Origin of the sequence: Billgrantia endophytica, from assembly GCF_002879615.1 — a bacterium.
In the GTDB taxonomy this organism is placed as follows: domain Bacteria; phylum Pseudomonadota; class Gammaproteobacteria; order Pseudomonadales; family Halomonadaceae; genus Halomonas; species Halomonas endophytica.
In genome coordinates, this window is sequence record NZ_PNRF01000010.1 from 204145 (window position 1) to 221644 (window position 17500).

At 60.8% G+C, this 17500-nt stretch carries 15 protein-coding genes; 9 read left to right on the forward strand and 6 right to left on the reverse strand.

Going from position 1 to position 17500, the window contains the following annotated elements:
• Positions 1–4: 4 nt before the first annotated feature.
• The 3 genes from C1H69_RS04755 to C1H69_RS04765 all read left to right on the forward strand — a co-directional run bounded on the left by C1H69_RS04755 (position 5) and on the right by C1H69_RS04765 (position 3407).
• The gene (locus tag C1H69_RS04755; RefSeq protein WP_102652261.1) at positions 5–568 is read left to right on the forward strand and encodes a CvpA family protein; all 564 of its coding nucleotides are present in this window, start codon (positions 5–7) and stop codon (positions 566–568) included.
• Positions 569–625: 57 nt separating this feature from the next.
• Positions 626–2149: an amidophosphoribosyltransferase gene (purF, locus tag C1H69_RS04760; RefSeq protein ID WP_102652262.1), complete on the forward strand. Its 1524-nt coding sequence runs from the start codon at positions 626–628 to the stop codon at positions 2147–2149.
• A gap of 61 nt (positions 2150–2210) precedes the next feature.
• Positions 2211–3407, forward strand: coding sequence for an O-succinylhomoserine sulfhydrylase (locus tag C1H69_RS04765; protein WP_102652263.1), 1197 nt, complete (start codon positions 2211–2213; stop codon positions 3405–3407).
• Positions 3408–3444: 37 nt separating this feature from the next.
• Here C1H69_RS04765 and C1H69_RS04770 read toward each other — a convergent pair whose 3' ends face one another.
• Entirely contained in the window at positions 3445–5148 is a 1704-nt protein-coding gene (locus C1H69_RS04770; RefSeq protein WP_102652264.1) for an HD domain-containing phosphohydrolase, read from the reverse strand.
• 36 nt (positions 5149–5184) lie between these two features.
• Positions 5185–6567, reverse strand: coding sequence for an EAL domain-containing response regulator (locus tag C1H69_RS04775; RefSeq protein ID WP_102652265.1), 1383 nt, complete (start codon positions 6565–6567; stop codon positions 5185–5187).
• Between the two features lie 243 nt (positions 6568–6810).
• Between C1H69_RS04775 and C1H69_RS04780 the strand changes: the two genes are divergently transcribed.
• The 4 genes from C1H69_RS04780 to C1H69_RS04795 all read left to right on the forward strand — a co-directional run bounded on the left by C1H69_RS04780 (position 6811) and on the right by C1H69_RS04795 (position 10233).
• Positions 6811–7281 carry a helix-turn-helix domain-containing protein gene (locus C1H69_RS04780; protein ID WP_205738410.1) on the forward strand — a complete coding sequence of 157 codons (471 nt, stop codon included), beginning with the start codon at positions 6811–6813 and terminating at the stop codon, positions 7279–7281.
• Between the two features lie 152 nt (positions 7282–7433).
• Positions 7434–7988, forward strand: coding sequence for a cytochrome b (locus C1H69_RS04785; protein ID WP_102652266.1), 555 nt, complete (start codon positions 7434–7436; stop codon positions 7986–7988).
• Positions 7989–8033: 45 nt separating this feature from the next.
• Positions 8034–8618, forward strand: a complete 585-nt coding sequence (locus C1H69_RS04790; protein ID WP_102652267.1) for a YceI family protein — start codon at positions 8034–8036, stop codon at positions 8616–8618.
• A gap of 328 nt (positions 8619–8946) precedes the next feature.
• Positions 8947–10233 (forward strand): MATE family efflux transporter, encoded by a 1287-nt coding sequence (locus tag C1H69_RS04795; protein ID WP_102652268.1) that lies wholly within the window; start codon positions 8947–8949, stop codon positions 10231–10233.
• A gap of 193 nt (positions 10234–10426) precedes the next feature.
• Here the strand turns inward: C1H69_RS04795 and C1H69_RS04800 are convergent, their stop codons facing one another.
• The gene (locus C1H69_RS04800; protein ID WP_102652269.1) at positions 10427–11950 is read right to left on the reverse strand and encodes a uracil permease; all 1524 of its coding nucleotides are present in this window, start codon (positions 11948–11950) and stop codon (positions 10427–10429) included.
• Between the two features lie 395 nt (positions 11951–12345).
• Here C1H69_RS04800 and C1H69_RS04805 point away from each other — a divergent pair, with 395 nt between their 5' ends.
• The gene (locus C1H69_RS04805) at positions 12346–13086 is read left to right on the forward strand and encodes a Crp/Fnr family transcriptional regulator (RefSeq protein WP_102652270.1); all 741 of its coding nucleotides are present in this window, start codon (positions 12346–12348) and stop codon (positions 13084–13086) included.
• Between the two features lie 61 nt (positions 13087–13147).
• Here the strand turns inward: C1H69_RS04805 and C1H69_RS04810 are convergent, their stop codons facing one another.
• On the reverse strand, positions 13148–14335 hold the full coding sequence (locus C1H69_RS04810) for an amino acid aminotransferase (RefSeq protein WP_102652309.1): 1188 nt from the start codon (positions 14333–14335) through the stop codon (positions 13148–13150).
• 171 nt (positions 14336–14506) lie between these two features.
• On the opposite strand from C1H69_RS04810, the gene C1H69_RS04815 reads away from it, so the two are divergent.
• Positions 14507–15121, forward strand: a complete 615-nt coding sequence (locus tag C1H69_RS04815) for a hypothetical protein (protein WP_102652271.1) — start codon at positions 14507–14509, stop codon at positions 15119–15121.
• 15 nt (positions 15122–15136) lie between these two features.
• Here the strand turns inward: C1H69_RS04815 and C1H69_RS04820 are convergent, their stop codons facing one another.
• On the reverse strand, positions 15137–16045 hold the full coding sequence (locus C1H69_RS04820) for a GGDEF domain-containing protein (protein WP_102652272.1): 909 nt from the start codon (positions 16043–16045) through the stop codon (positions 15137–15139).
• Between the two features lie 237 nt (positions 16046–16282).
• Positions 16283–17434: a cyclopropane fatty acyl phospholipid synthase gene (cfa, locus tag C1H69_RS04825; RefSeq protein WP_102652273.1), complete on the reverse strand. Its 1152-nt coding sequence runs from the start codon at positions 17432–17434 to the stop codon at positions 16283–16285.
• Positions 17435–17500: the final 66 nt, after the last annotated feature.

Here is a 17500-nt window from a genome sequence, read left to right on the forward strand (position 1 = left end):
CACCATGACACTGACATGGATCGACTGGATTTTTCTCGCCGTACTGGCCGTCTCGACCCTGGCAGGCTTCATGCGCGGCCTGATCCGGGAGGGCCTGGGCCTGGCCGCCTGGATCATTGCCCTGCTGGCGGCGCGCCTGCTGGCGGAGCCCGTTGCGGACATGCTCTCTGGGCTCATCGATAACCCGGATGGCCGGCTGGTGCTGGCCTTCGTGCTCGTGATTCTCGGCGTGATACTGCTGTGCGGGATCGTCATCCGCATGGTTCACGCCGCGGTGGAGTGGGTCGGCATGGGATTCTTCAATCGTGTGGCCGGCGCCTGCTTCGGCGTGGCGCGTGGTGCCGCGATACTGGTGATTGCCACCATCCTGATCACGCTGACTCCTCTGGCACAGCTCCAGGCCTGGCAGGATGCCGAGCTCAGGCCTGCCTTCGAGCAGCTGCGCGACTGGGCCGTCACCCAGTTGGAAGCCTGGGAGAGCGACATGCCCGAGACGCCGGCGTCATGGCAGAACCTGTCGTTGCCCGCCGCCCGAGACACTGCCGAGCCCGACGACAACGCGCTGTAGGCATTCGAATTCCTGCCGACCGCTGGTCGGCCCCCATGGCAAGCGAGGTAAGATGGAATGTGCGGTATCGTGGGCCTTCTGGCCAAGCAGACCGTCAATCAGGCGATCTATGACGCACTGACGGTGCTACAGCATCGCGGACAGGATGCCGCCGGCATGATGACATGGAGCGAAGGCCGCTTCCTGCTGCGCAAGAGCAACGGCCTGGTACGCGATGTCTTCCACACTCGCCACATGGCGAGGCTGAAGGGCAATGTGGGCATCGGCCACGTGCGTTATCCCACCGCCGGTTCCTCGAGCGAAGCGGAATCCCAGCCGTTCTACGTCAATTCGCCCTATGGCATCTCACTGGCGCACAACGGCAACCTGACCAACTCGGACCAGCTCAAGCAGGAGCTGTTTTCCTCCGACCTGCGCCACATCAACACCAGTTCCGACTCCGAAGTCCTGCTCAATGTCTTTGCCCATGAGCTTGGCAAGCAGGGTCCGCACCTGGAGCCGGGCGACATCTTCGATGCCGTGCGTCGAGTCTATCGCCGTTGTCGTGGCGGCTACGCGGCAGTGGCCATCATCAACGGCTTCGGCCTGGTGGCCTTCCGCGACCCCAACGGCATTCGCCCGGTGGTGTTCGGTACCCGTGACGAGGGCAACGGGCAGGAGGTGATGATCGCTTCGGAGTCGGTGGCCCTCGACGTGGGTGGCTTCGAATTGCACCGGGACCTGGCGCCCGGCGAGGCGATCTTCGTCGACATGGAAGGCAATATCCACACCCAGTCCTGCGCCGATCGTCCCAGCCTCGCTCCCTGCATCTTCGAACATGTCTACCTGGCTCGCCCGGACTCGATCCTCGATGGTGCCTATGTCTACGGCACCCGCATGCAGATGGGGCGCAAGCTCGGCGACCGGATCCGCAGCGAATGGCCCGAACACGACATCGACGTGGTCATCCCGATTCCCGATACGTCGCGCACCTCCGCGCTCGAACTCGCCCAGCACCTCGGTGTGACGTACCGTGAAGGTTTCATGAAGAACCGCTATATCGGGCGGACCTTCATCATGCCGGGCCAGACCCAGCGCAAGAAATCCGTGCGACAGAAGCTCAATGCCATCGAGATCGAGTTCAAGGACAAGAACGTCCTGCTGGTGGATGACTCCATCGTGCGTGGCACCACCTGCAAGCAGATCATCCAGATGGCCCGGGAAGCCGGTGCCAACAAGGTCTATTTTGCCTCGGCTGCCCCCCCCGTCCGCTACCCTAACGTGTATGGCATCGACATGCCGGCGGCTTCGGAGCTGATTGCCCATGGCCGCAGCGAGGCGGAAGTCGGGGAACTGATCGGTGCCGACCGAATCTTCTATCAGGATCTGGACGACCTCAAGGCGGCCTGTCGTGAGGTGAATCCCGAATTGGAAGCATTCGATTGCTCGGTCTTCGATGGCCGCTACATTACCGGCGATATCGATGCCGGCTACCTGTCGGCCCTGGAAGCCTCCCGCAATGACGCGGCCAAGCAGCAGCAGAGCGCTGGCGGGCACGCCCTGGTAGGCATGCATAATCAGGACGATGACATCGACGACTGATTCATACCACTGACCTTCGCGAACGATCTTCATGAGCGATCTTTACGATCAAGGACCGAACATGCACGACGATTCGACACCGGAAGCGGCCTGGGGGCTGGAGACCCTGGCGATTCGAGCCGGTCACCATCGCACTGGCGAGCAGGAGCACAGTGAGCCGATCTTCCCGACTTCCAGCTTCGTGTATGGCAGTGCGGCCGAAGCCGCCCGCAAGTTCGGAGGCGACGAGCCTGGCAATGTGTACTCGCGCTTCACCAACCCCACGGTGCATACCTTCGAGCGTCGCCTGGCGGCCATGGAGGGCGGGGAGCGCTGCGTGGCCACCAGCTCGGGCATGTCGGCGATACTGGCCACCGTACTGGCGCTGCTTCAGGCGGGTGACGAGATCGTCGCCTCGCGCTCCCTGTTCGGGTCCACCGTCAGTCTCTTCGACAAATACTTCGGCAAGCTGGGGATCACCACGCGCTATGTCGAGCTGTCGGACCTGGCGGCCTGGGAAGCGGCCGTAACGCCGAACACTCGCCTGCTGTTTGCCGAGACGCCCTCCAACCCGCTTTCGGAGGTCGTCGACATTGCGGCACTGGCAGACATTGCCCATCGTCATGACGCGCTGTTGGCCATCGACAACTGCTTCCTGACGCCGGCCTTGCAACGCCCGCTGGCCCTGGGAGCCGACCTGGTCATCCACTCGGCAACCAAATACCTGGACGGCCAGGGCAGGGCGGTGGGCGGTGCGGTGGTGGGGCGGAACCGGGAGCTCGAGGAGATTTTCGGTGTCGTGCGAACCTGTGGACCCTGCCTGAGTCCTTTCAATGCCTGGATCTTCACCAAGGGGCTCGAGACGCTGAGCCTGCGCATGCGCGCCCACTGCGAGAATGCCCAGGCTCTGGCGGAATGGCTGGATCGGCATCCGGCCGTCACCCGGGTCTACTACAGCGGCCTTGCGCACCATCCTCGGCATGCGCTTGCGGCTCGCCAGCAGAAAGGGTTCGGCGCGGTGCTGGGCTTCGAGGTCAAGGGTGGACGCGAAGCGGCCTGGTCAGTCATCGACGCCACGCGGCTGCTCTCCATCACCGGTAACCTGGGCGACGTCAAGACGACCATCACCCATCCCGCCACGACCACTCACGGCCGGCTCTCCGCCGATCAGAAGGCCGCCGCCGGTATTACCGAAGCTCTGATTCGCGTGGCAGTGGGTCTGGAGTCTCTCGAGGATATCCGTGATGACCTGGCCCGCGGCCTGGACGCGCTGGCGTAGCCCGCTCCCAGCGGGGTCTTCTCGTGGGCCCGTGCGCTCAAAGCTGGAAGTTGGCGGGGTCGACCACCACTTCCAGCTTGCCGATCTGCCGTATATCCTGGCCGGTCAGCACGGTGTCGAGCTTCGAGTCCCGAAACGCCAGATTCTTGACGACGCGCACCTGGCTCGGCGCGCCCTCGCGGTCGATCTCCATGACCCAGGCGAGAAACCCGCCCGTATACTTGATCAGGCTGCCCACCGGATAAAAGCCGTAGCGGCGAACATGGCGGCTCAGGCATTTCCTGTCGTAGCCGTCATGGTTGTATACCCAACGGTAGGCTTCCAGGGGCGTCAGGGCGGAGCGGCCATTGCGTGCATGGCCCAGCGTATCGATGATCTTGATGACCGACGCGATGCGCACCAGTTCCGGTAAGGCTTCGGCCGTCTTGCCCTCCGGATAGCCACTGCCGTCGAGCCGCTCGCTGATATCGGCGACAATGCGGCTGAGCACAGGGCCGGGGGACCACCCGACCTTGTGCAGTTGCCGACGCAACACCTTCATATGGCTTTTCAAGACGTTTTTCTGCGACACCGTCAGGTCGGTGTCCAGGGAGGGCAGAAGCTCGCTGAGCAGCAGGGGTTTTCCCGTTACGTGCAGCAGGGCGCCGGCCACCGCTTCTCGTGCATCGCTGGCGAGATCAGGCTGTGTCAGCAGGGTGTCTCCCAACAGGGCCGCGACCCGTACGGAATGCCGTACCCATGGCGCTTCTTCGCTGAGATAGCGCAGGCCATACAGAAACTGCTGCCGGTCGCTCTCGGCCAGGTGCAACAGGGTGTCCGAGCCGTCGTAAAGAATGTCTTCGGGGAAGGGCTGTTCGTTTTTCAGACAATGAAGAATGATATGTTGTTGTCGGGCCACCTCTTTGATGGCGTGGACCATGGGCGGTAGCTTGTTTTGCCTCTTGTTCGAATTGGCCGGTTTTTTGTAGGTGGAACTGGTGAGGAAAAGCGGCGACACTCTTGCCCGCCTGTTCTCCATTCCCACGCGCCTGGCCAGCTCCGCTTCGGACTCTGTGACGAAGTAGAGCAGGCGCTGTCGTGCCTCCCGATCGAGGTCGACGAAGCGTATTCCAACCGCCACGTGCCGCGCGCGGCCAAAGGGGCGCATATTGCGGATCGAACCCTTGGAGCGTAAGCTTTCTCCGTTGGGGAATTCGATGGAAATATTGGGTATCTGCTGGTGTATCGTCAGCGGCGTGCTTTCCTCGAGCGGCACTTCGAACATGCAGCCGCCCACCGAAAGGTTGCACAGACGGGCGCTGATGGTGAGGCTGCCCGGATATACATCGAGGGTGACCGAGGCCGACATCCCTAGAAGAAACGGAACCCTGACGCCGCCGGGCTTCACGGTGATCAGCAGCGAGTCGGCCAGGGTGCAGCGAAGCTCGAACAGGTTGCTATTGATCCGTTCACAGCTTGCCTGGACCTTTTCGAAGCACAGCAGTAGCGGCGAGTCGTCCCGGTTGATTTTTTCCAGATCAAAGGATACCAGCCCACCGGGCAGGTAATCGCCGATATTGCCCGTTGGGCAGAAGACGCGAAGGACCAGGATTTTTTCCCCGAGATCGATGCCCGCCACCTGGGCCGACAGCGGATGGGCCCGAGCGCCAGAAAAAACGGTGATGTCGTGACTTCCCTCGACGATTCGCCCAACGGTACGGATGGCCTGATCGGAAAGTGTTGATATTGTTTTCCATTCCATAGCGAGACATTCGCAAATAGGCAATCGATGAGTGAGTTAGCTGCGGCGTGTTTCCCAAGCGCGCCACGGCCATTCCGGTGCGCTGTTCAGCCAATCGGCGAGCTTTTCGCCGGACATGGGATGCGCGATGAAATACCCCTGAACCAGGTCACAGCCGACGAAATCGAGAAACTGCAGGGTTGCCTCGTCCTCGACACCTTCCGCCGTCGAGCGAAGCCCCAGGGAACGGCCAAGTTCGACAATGCTCTTGACAACCGAGCGTGACGTGGCGGACTGCAGAGCCGTGGCAACGAAGGCTCTATCTACCTTGATCTCTGAAAATGGCAACCGTGCCAGTTGCTGCATCGAGGAGTAGCCGGCACCGAAATCATCGATGGAGAGTTGAAAGCCTTGCACCCTCAGTCGTGTCAGCAGTTCGAGGGAAAGTACGGGATCGTCCAGTGCACTGGTCTCGGTCAGTTCGAGTACCACTCGGCTGGGATCCACGTCGTGGCGTTCGCACAGGCCGGTCATGGTCTCGGGAAAGTCCGGTTGCGCGAGATTGCGGGCGGAGATGTTGATGGACAGCGACGGAGCATTTTGCGCCATGCTGTCGGCGAGCACTCGTGGCGGAGACAGGATGTTCACGCGAAACCAGGACAGTGCCTGCCCGGCTATCCGCGCGGTGAACTCAGGCATCAGCCCGGCCCGCTCGATCGCCGGAATGAAGCGATCGGGAACGATGACCCCGTCCACCGGGTGTCGCCATCTTGCCAGGGCCTCGAACCCGGCCAGTTGGCCGTCGCGGCAGGAGACCTGGGGCTGATAGGCCAGGCTGAACTCACAGTTCTCGATGGCCTGGCGCAGGATGGAAGGGGCCAGCTCCAGCGTGGGGTGGGCACCAGGCTCGTACGTGTCGTCCGCGGCGGGCAGCGCCCCGCCCACCTGCCTCAGCATCCAGCTCAGCCCGGTCGAGGAGAAGGGCTTGGTCAGGTGACCGATGACTTGCAGTCCGCGTGCCGTGGCCACACGGGCCGCGGCATCGAGCACCCGCGGGTCGGCGCCACTGGTCAGAATGACTCTGGCCTCGCATCCCCGGTTGGCCAGCAGTCGAATGATGTCGAGGCCATCCGTTCCGGACATGGACAGGTCGATCAGGATACAAGCCGGGTGCTCCTCGCGCAGGGCGGAAAGAAAGCTTTCGACACTCTCGACTATCCGCACCTGAAGTGCCGCACTCTCCGCGATGCGAGCCGCGGATCGGGCCGCCTGCGCGTCATGCTCGAAAATCAACAAACGTTCCATATGAATCGCCATGCCGTAGTCCAGACCCCGGCGCCTGCCCTTGCTGAATATCTCGCGCCCCTCGCGGGTGCTATCCTTGCACCATACTGTTTCGGCAAAAGAAGGCCAGGCGCCTCGATAATGATCGGCCGCCATGAGCCGCTCGGCTTCTCGGCCTCGATCGCCTTCCCGCGGCGGTACAGGGCTGGAGAGCCTGCTTGCTGGTTGTCGTTTCGATTCGGCGCAACATTGGCGACGAAGTTCGGCTCTTTGTCTTGCCACGCCGAATTTACGCCACAAATGGAGCGAATGTCAACACATGTGAGTCGATTGGAACCATATTCGCTATGAATGTAGCGATTGGGTAACGCTTTGTTTTTCTAACTACTAGGGTAGGCCATGGCGCGTCAGAACCTTGAAGCACTTAACATTCCCCCTAAGGAAGAACAGGTTGACGCGTTCGAAAAGCGCATGCGCATAGCGATAAAACAGGCAGGAGGCGCCACAATCATGGCGGAAAAGGCGGGGGTCTCCACCTCGGTTCTCAGAAAATGGCGGGCGGGGCAATCTGAGCCAACCCTGAGCAGCCTGGTTCGAATGGCACGAGCCGCGAACCTCTCCGTGGAATGGCTCGCCACTGGCGAAGGCAGGCCGGATGCTGGCCCGGCATCGGGACAATGGCTTATCGACCTGGAGACCCTGGAAGATGTCATCATCAGGACGCGGCGGATCTTCGACCGTAAGCGCCTTGCCCTCAAGCCGGAGGTAGAGGCCCGAATAATCCGTCTCGTTTACGAGTTCTCCTTGCGACAGGGGCAACCGATGGACGACGCCAGTCTGAACAACATCGTAGAGCTGGCCTTTCTCTAATGGCAGCCGTCGGCTGGTTCATGGTCCAGGCATGATGCACCGCTCGTGATGGGCGTCATGCGGTTTTTCGAATGGTCTGTTCGGCTTTTTTCAGCAGAAGCTGATGCTGCGCTGCGTTAAGCTCCGACAAGGCATTCATCGAGGACGTCGACATGTGGCGCAATACCCGCACAGGCTGGGGCCTGGTCAGCATACTTCTGCACTGGCTCAGCGCCGTGGTCATTGTCGGCCTCTTCATACTGGGCTGGTGGATGACGGGCCTTGGCTATTTCGATTCCTGGTACAACCTGGCACCCTGGTGGCATCGCTCCATTGGCATGCTTCTGTTGTTCGCTACACTGTTCAGGTTGGCGTGGCGCTTCGTGCAGCCAACTCCCACGGCCCACGGCAGTCGGCTCGAGCGCCTGGCGGCCCACCTGGGTCATATGGCCCTCTATGTATTGCTGCTGGTGGTGATGATCAGTGGTTACCTGATTTCTACCGCCAGAGGCCGTGGCGTCAGTGTCTTCGACTGGTTCGAAGTGCCGGCGCTCATCAGCCACCTGCCCGACCAGGCCAGTATCGCGGGCGAAATTCACTGGTACAGCGCGCTGGCCTTGATGGTGCTGGCTGGTGGGCATCTGCTCGCCGCCCTCAAGCATCATTTTTTCGATCGACACGATACCCTGACCCGTATGTTGAACCCGGCGCGTTCGCGCCGCCGTTGAAAATAGGGCGCCTGACAGCGCTTTCGATCACTAGGAGAACTCCAGATGTTCAAGAAGACCATCCTTGCCACCGCCCTGGGCGCCGCCGCTCTGGCCGGCGTGAGTCAAGCCCAGGCCGACGAGTATGTGGTTGACACAGAAGGTCAGCATGCCTTCATCCAGTTCAAGATCAATCACCTGGGGTATTCCTACATTCTTGGCAACTTCGAGGAATTCAGTGGCCAGTTCCACTATGATCCGGAAAACCTGGATGCCACCAGTGTCGAGATGGAAGTTCAGGTGAATAGCCTGAACAGCAACCATGCCGAACGTGACCGTCACTTCCTGAGCGATGATTTCCTCAGTGCCGGTGACTACCCGACGGCAACCTTCGTCTCCACTGGCTTTGAGCCGAACGGCGACAACGAAGGTGTACTGACCGGTGAGTTGACACTGAAGGGCGAGACTCGCGAGATCGAAATGCCGGTCACGCTGATGGGCGAGGGAGAGGACCCCTGGGGTAACTACCGCGCCGGCTTCGAGGGCAGCACCGTGCTGACGCTCGACGACTATGGCATCGACATGAGCGACTTCCCGGAAGTGATGCATGAGCTGGAGCTGTACGTGACGTTCGAGGGTATTCGTCAGTAAAAGCCCAACGCCATCCATTCCGACTCCGACGTTGACGAGATGCCCCCGGGGACCAACCCCGGGGGCGTTCCATGTCGACGAGTTTATCTCCAGCGTGGGCAGCACCGCGGTCGCGAGCTGAAGCTATCTCCGACAGCTGTTTGTTCCTCCTGGGTGGAGAGTATTGTTGTGGGAGCGCTGATCCGCGTCGCGACTGGCGCCTCCCCGGGCTGAAGTCCAATTTGCATTGACATAGAATGCCCGGTTCCTGACACTTGGAGCCGCCGTGACCACATCTGATACGACGCGAGCCTCTCTCGGCCCGACCTTGTGGCGACAGACCTGGCCCATGGCCATCGGCGTGCTGTCCCTGCTTGGCTTTCAACTGGTGGACAGCGCCTTCATCGCTCGCCTGGGCACGGCCCCGCTGGCTGCCCATACCTTTACCTTTCCATTGTCGTTTCTGATCATCGGCATACAGGTGGGGTTGGGAATCGCTATCGCGGCACTGGTGTCTCGCACACTGGGGGAAAGGGACCAGGCCAGGGCCCAGCGCCTGGGCACGCTTGTGCTGCTGCTGGGCACAGCGATCATTGCAGTCCTGGCCTGGCTGTTATGGTGGATACAGGTACCGGTCTTCAACTGGCTGGGAGCCGACGCGGCCACTCGGACGCTGATCCGGGATTACTGGGCTCCGCAGTTGCTGGCCGCCTGGCTTGGCGCGGCACTCTATTTCGGATACAGCCTGTTTCGCGCCCATGGTGACACGCGGTTGCCGGGAAAGCTGATGGTGCTGACCAGTCTCATCAACCTGGTACTCGACCCTCTATTGATCTTTGGCCTGGGTCCCTGGGAGGGGCTGGGTCTGCCCGGTGCCGCCTGGGCCACCGCCCTGGCGTTCTCCTGTGGGCTATTGATACTGGGCCGTCGACTGGTGCGTACCGATTGGCTGGCCTGGCAGGGGCTGGGCGGGGAACTGGCACGCTCAGCTCGCCCTTTTGCAGGCATAGCTGGCCCGGCGATGATCAGTCAATTGATGCCGCCACTGGCCGCCATGCTGACCATCACGGTAGTGGCGGGTTTGGGTGAAACCGCTGTGGCTGCCTGGGGGTTGGCCAGCCGCCTGGAGACTCTCTCATTGATGGTCGTTCTGGCCATGACCATGTCGCTGCCACCCTGGCTGGGGCGTTGCTATGGGGCGGGTGACTGGGACCAGGTGCGCCGCCTGATGCGCCTGGCGTTGCGAGTCGTTCTGGTATGGCAGTCTGGCCTGGGAATCGTGCTGGCGTTGACGGCCCCCTGGGTGGCACTGGCGCTGTCGGGCAATCCGGACGTTCGCGATGACCTGTCCACGCTGATCCGCTTTCTCCTGCCGAGCTACGCGCTGCTTGGCATCTGCATGCTCGTGGTATCGGCGGGAAACGCCCTTGGCTGGCCCCTGCGCGCCATGTTGATGTCCGGCGCGCGGCTGTTCGTTTTCTACCTGCCATGCCTGTGGCTGGGGGCGCAGTTGGGTGGTTTGACCGGCCTGGCGATGGGGGCGGCGACAGGGAACCTGTTGGCCGGCCTGGCCGCCTGGTTGCTGCTTCGCCGGGTGCTGCTCAACCCAAGGCGAAAGGCAGTCAGTTTTGTCTAGGTGATTTTTCTAAATATAATTATAAGTTATTTTTTCAATGAAAAAATGCCATAAATAGAATAAAAAAATAATGCATTCTCTTATGCTGCTGCCGTGCTCCCGGACCTCTTGCCGAAGGGGTGTGTTGGCGACAGGAGAGATGGCATGAAAGCAGATGCCGAGGCCTGCGGCCTCGGCAATATCGAGAAGGGAATCAGTCGGCGGAGGGCGGTGGCGTGGCGATGACGGACCGCGGAGTCGCCAGCGTCTCCTGCTGCCAGGCGAAGTAGAGGAAGAGCGCGCCCATCACCAGGTAACCCAGGGTGAAATCCCAGGCGGCATTCACGGCAAGTTCCGGTGCGTGCATGAGCCCAACGAAAGAGAAGCCTGCGGCAATGGCGGCAAAGACAGCGGCGCGCCGGAACTGGTGGTCGATGACCGAAACGGTCATGGCACCAAGGAAGATCGCCATGAACATCGCCCCCTGTCCCATGGCAACGATGCCACTCGAGATATCGGCTACGACATCGCCGGCCCCCCGGTTGAACCGTGTCATCACATAGTTGGCAAAGTAGGGCAGCATGGCGAGCGCGACGGCGGGATAGTATCGCGTGTCATTGGTCTGGAAAGCCGTGGCGATCATCGACATGCCGACGAATACCAGGATAGGGGCCACTACCGAGACGGGAATGATGGCGGCCAAGGCCGCGATGAGCCCAAACATGGTGGCAATGGCGTAGACCGCCCCGTTGAGAATGCTGTAGCCCCGGCCGGCTCCCATCCACTTGGCGCCTACGGTGGCAATGTACACCGTGGTGGGGAAAACCCCGCCAAACAGTGCACCGATCATGGTGCCGGCGCCATCCACCGCCTGACATTCCCGTACATCATATTTGTCGCCGGCGGCTTCCATGGCCTCGACGTTGTTCATCGTCTCGATGGCGTTATAGAGCGTAATGGGCAGTACGACCGTCAGGACCGCCAGCATGCCGGTGAACAACAGGCCCAACCCTTCGAACCAGGCCATGTTGGGCACCAGCGGGTAGAAGCCCAGGTGGGTAAAGGCATCGCTGAAACGCTCTCCGCCGGCATCGCCGATCAGGTAGGCCAGCGCGGTACCGATGATGATGGCGAATAGCGACGTGGGAATGCGAAATGGCATGGACACCCGGGCCACCAGTCCGACGATGATGATGGCCAGCACCAGCAGGCCAACCACTGGCATCTCGAGGGTCTTGAACAGCATTTCCCCTGCAATGAAGGTCAGTGCCACGCCAGCAACGGCACCGAGCATGGCTGCCCTGGGCAAGTGATACTGGACCCAGCGACCGACCAGGCTGACGGCCGCCTCGATAGCGCCGCTGATGAAGCAGGCGGCGACCGCTACCTTCCAGGCCAGTTCGGCGTCACCGGTAAGTTGTTTGGCCGGGAGCAGAACCCCAAACAGAAAGACGAACATCACCGGGGTTGAGATGCCGTAGGAAAGGGCCGTCACATCGGTCCGGTTTTCCTTCTTCGCCAGCCTGGCCGCCGTCCATGCGTAATAGAAATTGCCCACCATGACCGCAACCGCCGCGCCGGGCAGCACCTGGCCGAACACGAGGGACGAAGGAAAGCCCATGCCCAGCATGGTGATGGCAATGATGACAAAGTTGGCAATATTGTTCTGGAACAGAGCGAAGAAGGCGTCGGTGTCCTCCTTCTTGTACCAGGGGTAGTGTACGGGGGATGCCGCCATGGTGAGCCTCTTGTGTTTTAGGGTTGTATACAAGGCAGGGGGCAGTCTGGCCGGTTTCTGACTGTTTGGTCAAGCCTGAAAGGCCGCAAATGAAAAGAGGCCAGCGCAACCCAGGCAACACTGGTGGACTTGTGTACACGACCGAAGAGCCACTCGAGGACTCCTCTACTGTGTTTGAGTCATGTCATGACTTACCACCTGGACGATACCTATACGGAAAGAGGGAGGGGTGACTGCTGCCCTTTTAGCCACACCCTTCGCTTTAACATGAGTTAAAGAAGGAGATAAAAAGCCTTTATGCGTTGTGGCTTTCGGTTCTGCTTGCGCTGGACTGCACCGGCCAAGGCTCCCACAATGCAGGTTGGGGTTCCATAGCGTTACAGGAGGCGGCAGCCATGGATCAGGAGGACAGCTGTATCGTTCGACATTTCAATTATTATTTGGAATTGTCGAAAGAAGACAAGAACCTGCTGTTTGATCTGGAAAAGAGCCCAACCAATATCAAGTCCGGGATGCAGCTATGGGAAGAGGGCGACCGTGCCAGGGAATTTTGTACCCTCAGTGCCGGCTGGGCCTATTCATACCGTCATCTCGAGAACGGGTCTCGCCAGATTTTCGAGATATTTCTTCCCGGCGATATCATCGGGCTCAGGGAGTTCGCCTTTTCAGAACGCCTGGCGGGGGTTCAAATGGCTGAGGACGGGGTAATATGCCACTTTCCCCACCAGCATATTCTTGAGCTCATACGTCGGTCTTACACTCTGACGACGGTGTTGTTCGCCATTTCGAGCCGCCAGCAAGTCCTGCTGACCGAACGCCTGGTCAACCTGGCACGACGCAATGCCAGGCAGAAACTGTCGCATCTGTTGCTCGAGATGTATCAGAGGCTGCAGCAGACCGAGGCCGTCGGCAGCGGCAGTTTTCGGTTGCCACTGTCACAGGAGCTTCTGGCCGATCTGCTCGGGCTCAGCTCGGTGCACGTCAGTCGCACCTTCACGGCTCTTGGAGAAGACGGGTTGGTGTATCGCGAGCGGCACCGGGTGACGATCCCCGATCTCGAGGCCCTGAAGCGGGAAGTGGCGTTCGATAACCGCTATCTTATCGATAACATGCGACCACTCTTCAACGGGCACTAGTGGTGAAGACACCCGGGACTGGGCTTTCCCGGATGTCTCGATGGCCTTGCCGGGTGCTCGGTCAGTTGACCGCGGCGATCGCCTTGGCCAGATAGGGCAGGTTTTCGTGGGAGAAGCCGGCGACGTTGGCACGGCCGGAGCGCACCATGTAAATACCGAACTCATCGCGCAGCCGATCGACCTGTTCCGGCGTCAGGCCCGTATAGGAGAACATGCCGCGCTGTTCGGCCACACAGGCATACTTCCGGTCGAGCCCATAGGGCTTCAACGCCTCGACGAACTCGCGGCGCAACGTGTTGATGCGGTCACGCATCTCGGTGAGTTCTTCACGCCACAGGGCGGTGAGCTCGGCGGAGTGCAGGATTTCGCTGACGATGGCGCCGCCGTGGGCCGGGGGATTGGAGTAGTTCTCCCGCGCCACGATGGCCACCTGGGAGCGCACGTTCTCCATCTGTTCATCATTCTTCGCCACCATGATCAGGCAGCCGGTCCGCTCGCAGTAGATGCCGAAGTTCTTCGAGCAGGAACTGGTGATGATCACCTCGTCGAGATTCTCGGCCATCAGGCGCACGCCATAGGCATCCTCGTCGAGCCCCTCGCCGAAGCCCTGATAGGCGAAGTCGATCAATGGCAGCAGGTTGCGCTCCTTGACGACCTCCAGCACCCGTTGCCACTGTTCCTGCGAGAGATCGAAGCCGGTGGGGTTGTGGCAGCAGGCGTGCAGCACGATGACGTCGCCCTGGGGAATCTGCTTGACGGCGGTGAGCATGCCGTCGAAATCCAGGCGATTCTCGGGGTCAACGTAGGGGTACTTGTGCAAGTCGATACCGGCAGCGGTGAAGATGCCATGGTGATTCGGCCAGGTCGGGTCGCTGACCCAGATGCCCTTGCCGGGAAGCTGATTGGCGATGAAATCTGCCGCAAGGCGGAGGGCGCCGGTGCCGCCGGGCGATTGGGTGGCACTGGCACGTTTGGCTTCCAGTATGGGTGAGCCGGCACCCAGTACCATGGGCAGGATCACGTCGCCGTAACTCGGGGCGCCATGGGAGCCGATATAGGTCTTCGTGGTCTCGTTCTTGAGCAGCAGGGCCTCGGCTTCCTTGACGGCGCGCAGCACCGGGGTGTTGCCCTGGGCATCCTTGTAGACACCAACGCCGAGATCGACCTTCCGGGGGTTGGTATCCTTCCTGAAGGCCTCGATCAGGCCGAGGATGGCATCCCCCGGCACCCGCTCAATATGTTCGAACATTGAATTCGCTACCTCGTCGGTTCTGGCGGCAAGCATGAAGTCGTTGCGGTGAAGGCCCGCTCAAGCTGCATGATGCCATCGCTCTCGATGATCTGCCACTCAGGCACCCTCGGCGTTGTGTCGCGGGTCGGCAGTCTATGATAGGGACAGATGAGGAAAAGGAGAATCCCTATGCCTGGCCATGATCGCCACCTGCCCCTTTGGCTCAAGCTGGTCTTCACGCTGTGGATCCTGTTCTGGGCGCCATCGTTTGCCGTGATGTTGGGCATGCAGAACTACTTCTGGCTGTGCAACCTGGCCAGTTTCCTGATCCTGGCGGGCCTATGGGCCGAGAGCCGCCTGTTGCTCTCCATGCAATGGCTCTCCGTGTTGCTGGTTGGCATGTTCTGGGCGCTGGACGTGGGAGTGGCATGGGTGACCGGGGTGCATCCGATCGGTGGCACCGAGTACATGCTGGACCCGGACCATCCGACGCTGGCGCGGATACTGTCGCTCTACCACCTCGTTCTGCCCCTGGTGGCGGGTTTCGCGGTGACGCGACTGGGCTACGACCGGCGGGCCCTGATCTGGCAGGCCGCGCTGACAGGGCTGGTGATACCCTTGACCTATCTGTTTACCGATGCGCAGCGCAATATCAATTGGGTGCACGGGCCCTTCGGGACGCCTCAGGACATCCTGGATCCGCTGCTCTACCTGGCAGGGCTGATGCTGGGGTGGCCGCTCGTGCTTTATCTCCCCGTGCATGTCCTGATGTGCTACCTGCAACGGCGAGGGGCGCTGCGATGAGAGGGGGCGCTGGAGTCAGCGTATGACCCGGTTGCGGCCCTGGTGCTTGGCGGCATACAGGTTCTGGTCGGCTCGCTCGATCAAGGAGTCCCGAGGCTCGCCGAGCCGGTATTCGGCAACGCCGATACTGACGGTGACCTGCCCCGGCGCGATGCCGAAATCCTGCTCGGCGATGCTCTGGCGCAGCCGTTCGGCCAAGGGAAAACTGCGTACGGCCGGCGTAAGCGGTAATACGACGGCGAATTCCTCGCCGCCGAGCCGGCCGATAGTATCCTCAGTGCGCAACATCTGTCGGCAAAGCTTGGCCAGCTCTACAAGAACCTGATCCCCCTGGAGGTGGCCCCAAGTGTCATTGATTCGCTTGAAATGATCGAGATCGAGGAGCATCAGCGACAGGGGAGTGCCGTGTCGGTCGCACTTGGATATCTCCTCGTTCAAGCGAGCCATCAGCTTGCGGCGGTTGGCCAGTCCGGTGAGGTCGTCGGTATCGGAGAGTCGCCTGAGGCGAGCCTCTTCTATCATCTGTTCGGTGATATCGATCATCAGGCCATGCCAGAGCACTCCGGTACCGGCATCTTCGGGTTGAGCGCGAAGCGCTACCCAGCGGCTGCGTCCGTTGGGCAGTCGTAAGCGGAATTTCGTGGCGATGGGGATCCGCCAGCGGGCCGAGCGCTCGATCGCAGCCATCAGGCGAGGATAATCTTCACTATCGAGTCGATCGAGCATATGCCTGGCGTTCTGGCCCAAGGCCTTGCGGTCGATGCCTGGAAGATCGGTGCCGCTGCCCGCCATGTAGGGAAAATGCATGTGGCCATCCAGGCCACGATGAAACTGGAAAATGACACCGGGCAGCCGCTCGGTAAGATCGCGGATAGACACCGGCTCACCCAGGCGTCCACTCGTCATGGAGCTGTCTTGTGGCATGAGGGTGTCCTTTTTCCCCTGCGATCACAGGTGGTTTCGGCTATTATTTTTGATTCAAGCCATGCCATAGGCGAGTCAGGGCAGCCATAAGACCACCGTTACCGCTGGCCGAGCCGAGATTGGTGGGTGAGCATTGTACGATGCAACAAGGCATGATTCATCTTTCTATCGCTGTAGGAGATTGTCGATAGTGGACGTAGTATGCCGGTACACGGTGGCCTAGGTTTTATACAAAGCCTAACGAGGGGCGTCGTAGCGACAGGACCGCCCCCGGGAATAGATGATTTGCCAGAGCTGCAGGTCCCGGGCACGGAAGGCGCCGGCACAGATCAGAAGATAATAGCGGAACATGCGTTGGACCCGCTCGCCGTATCGGTCGGCAATTTCGTGCCACTGCGTATCCAGGTTGCCGAGCCAGGCCATTAGGGTGGCGTCGTAGTCGGGGCCGAAATTCTGCCAGTCCTCCATCAACAGCAGGCCTTCGCTGGCATCGGCTATCTGTCGGATAGACGGCAAGACGCCGTTGGGAAAGATATAGCGCTCGATCCAGGGGTCGACATAGATGTCGGAGCTGTTCGAACCGATGGTGTGCAGCAGGAACAAGCCGCGATCGGCCAACAGGCGCTCCACTGTCTCGAAGTAGGCGCCATAGTTGCGATGTCCCACATGCTCGAACATGCCGATCGAGACAATACGGTCATAGGAGCCCGTGAGCTCACGATAGTCCTGAAGGCGGATGTCGACCGGCAGGTCGGCGCAGCGCCGCTGTGCCAGGGACGCCTGCTCCCTGGATATCGTGATGCCGGTGACGGACACGCCATAGTGGCGGGCCGCGTACTCGGCAAAGCTTCCCCAGCCGCAACCGATATCCAGGACGTGCATGCCCTCGCTGAGTTCGAGCTTGCGGCATGTCAACTCGAGTTTTGCCAATTGGGCTTCATGCAAGGTTCGGGCGTCCTTCCAGTAGCCGCAGGAATAGCACATGGTCGGATCGAGCATGCGCTTGAAGAGATCGTTGCCGAGGTCATAGTGTGTCTCGCCGACCATATAGGCCCGCGCCTTGCTCTGGAGGTTGAGCAGTCCGGACTGGAGACGGTACATCAGGCGATCCGAGGGTGGGCGGGCCCGTTCACCGAGCCCGTGGAGCAGGAGGCGCCGGGCCATTTCGTCAATGCGTTCGCACTCCCACCAGCCCTCCATATAGGCTTCGCCCAGCCCCAGGGTACCTTGACGCAATATTCGGGAACAGAAGTCGGGGTGATAGATCTGAGGGTCCCAGGGGGCTTCGCCGTTGAGTGTCACGCCGGAACCTTCCAACAGGGATTCAAGAACCCGTCGGGCGCGGCTATGCGGAAGAGCGATAGGGCCAATGCGAGGGTCGCTGGTCATGGAATCCTCCCGGTCCATCATTAGCAACTGTTGTCCTCATACAGCATTGAGCATAGACCAGGCGAT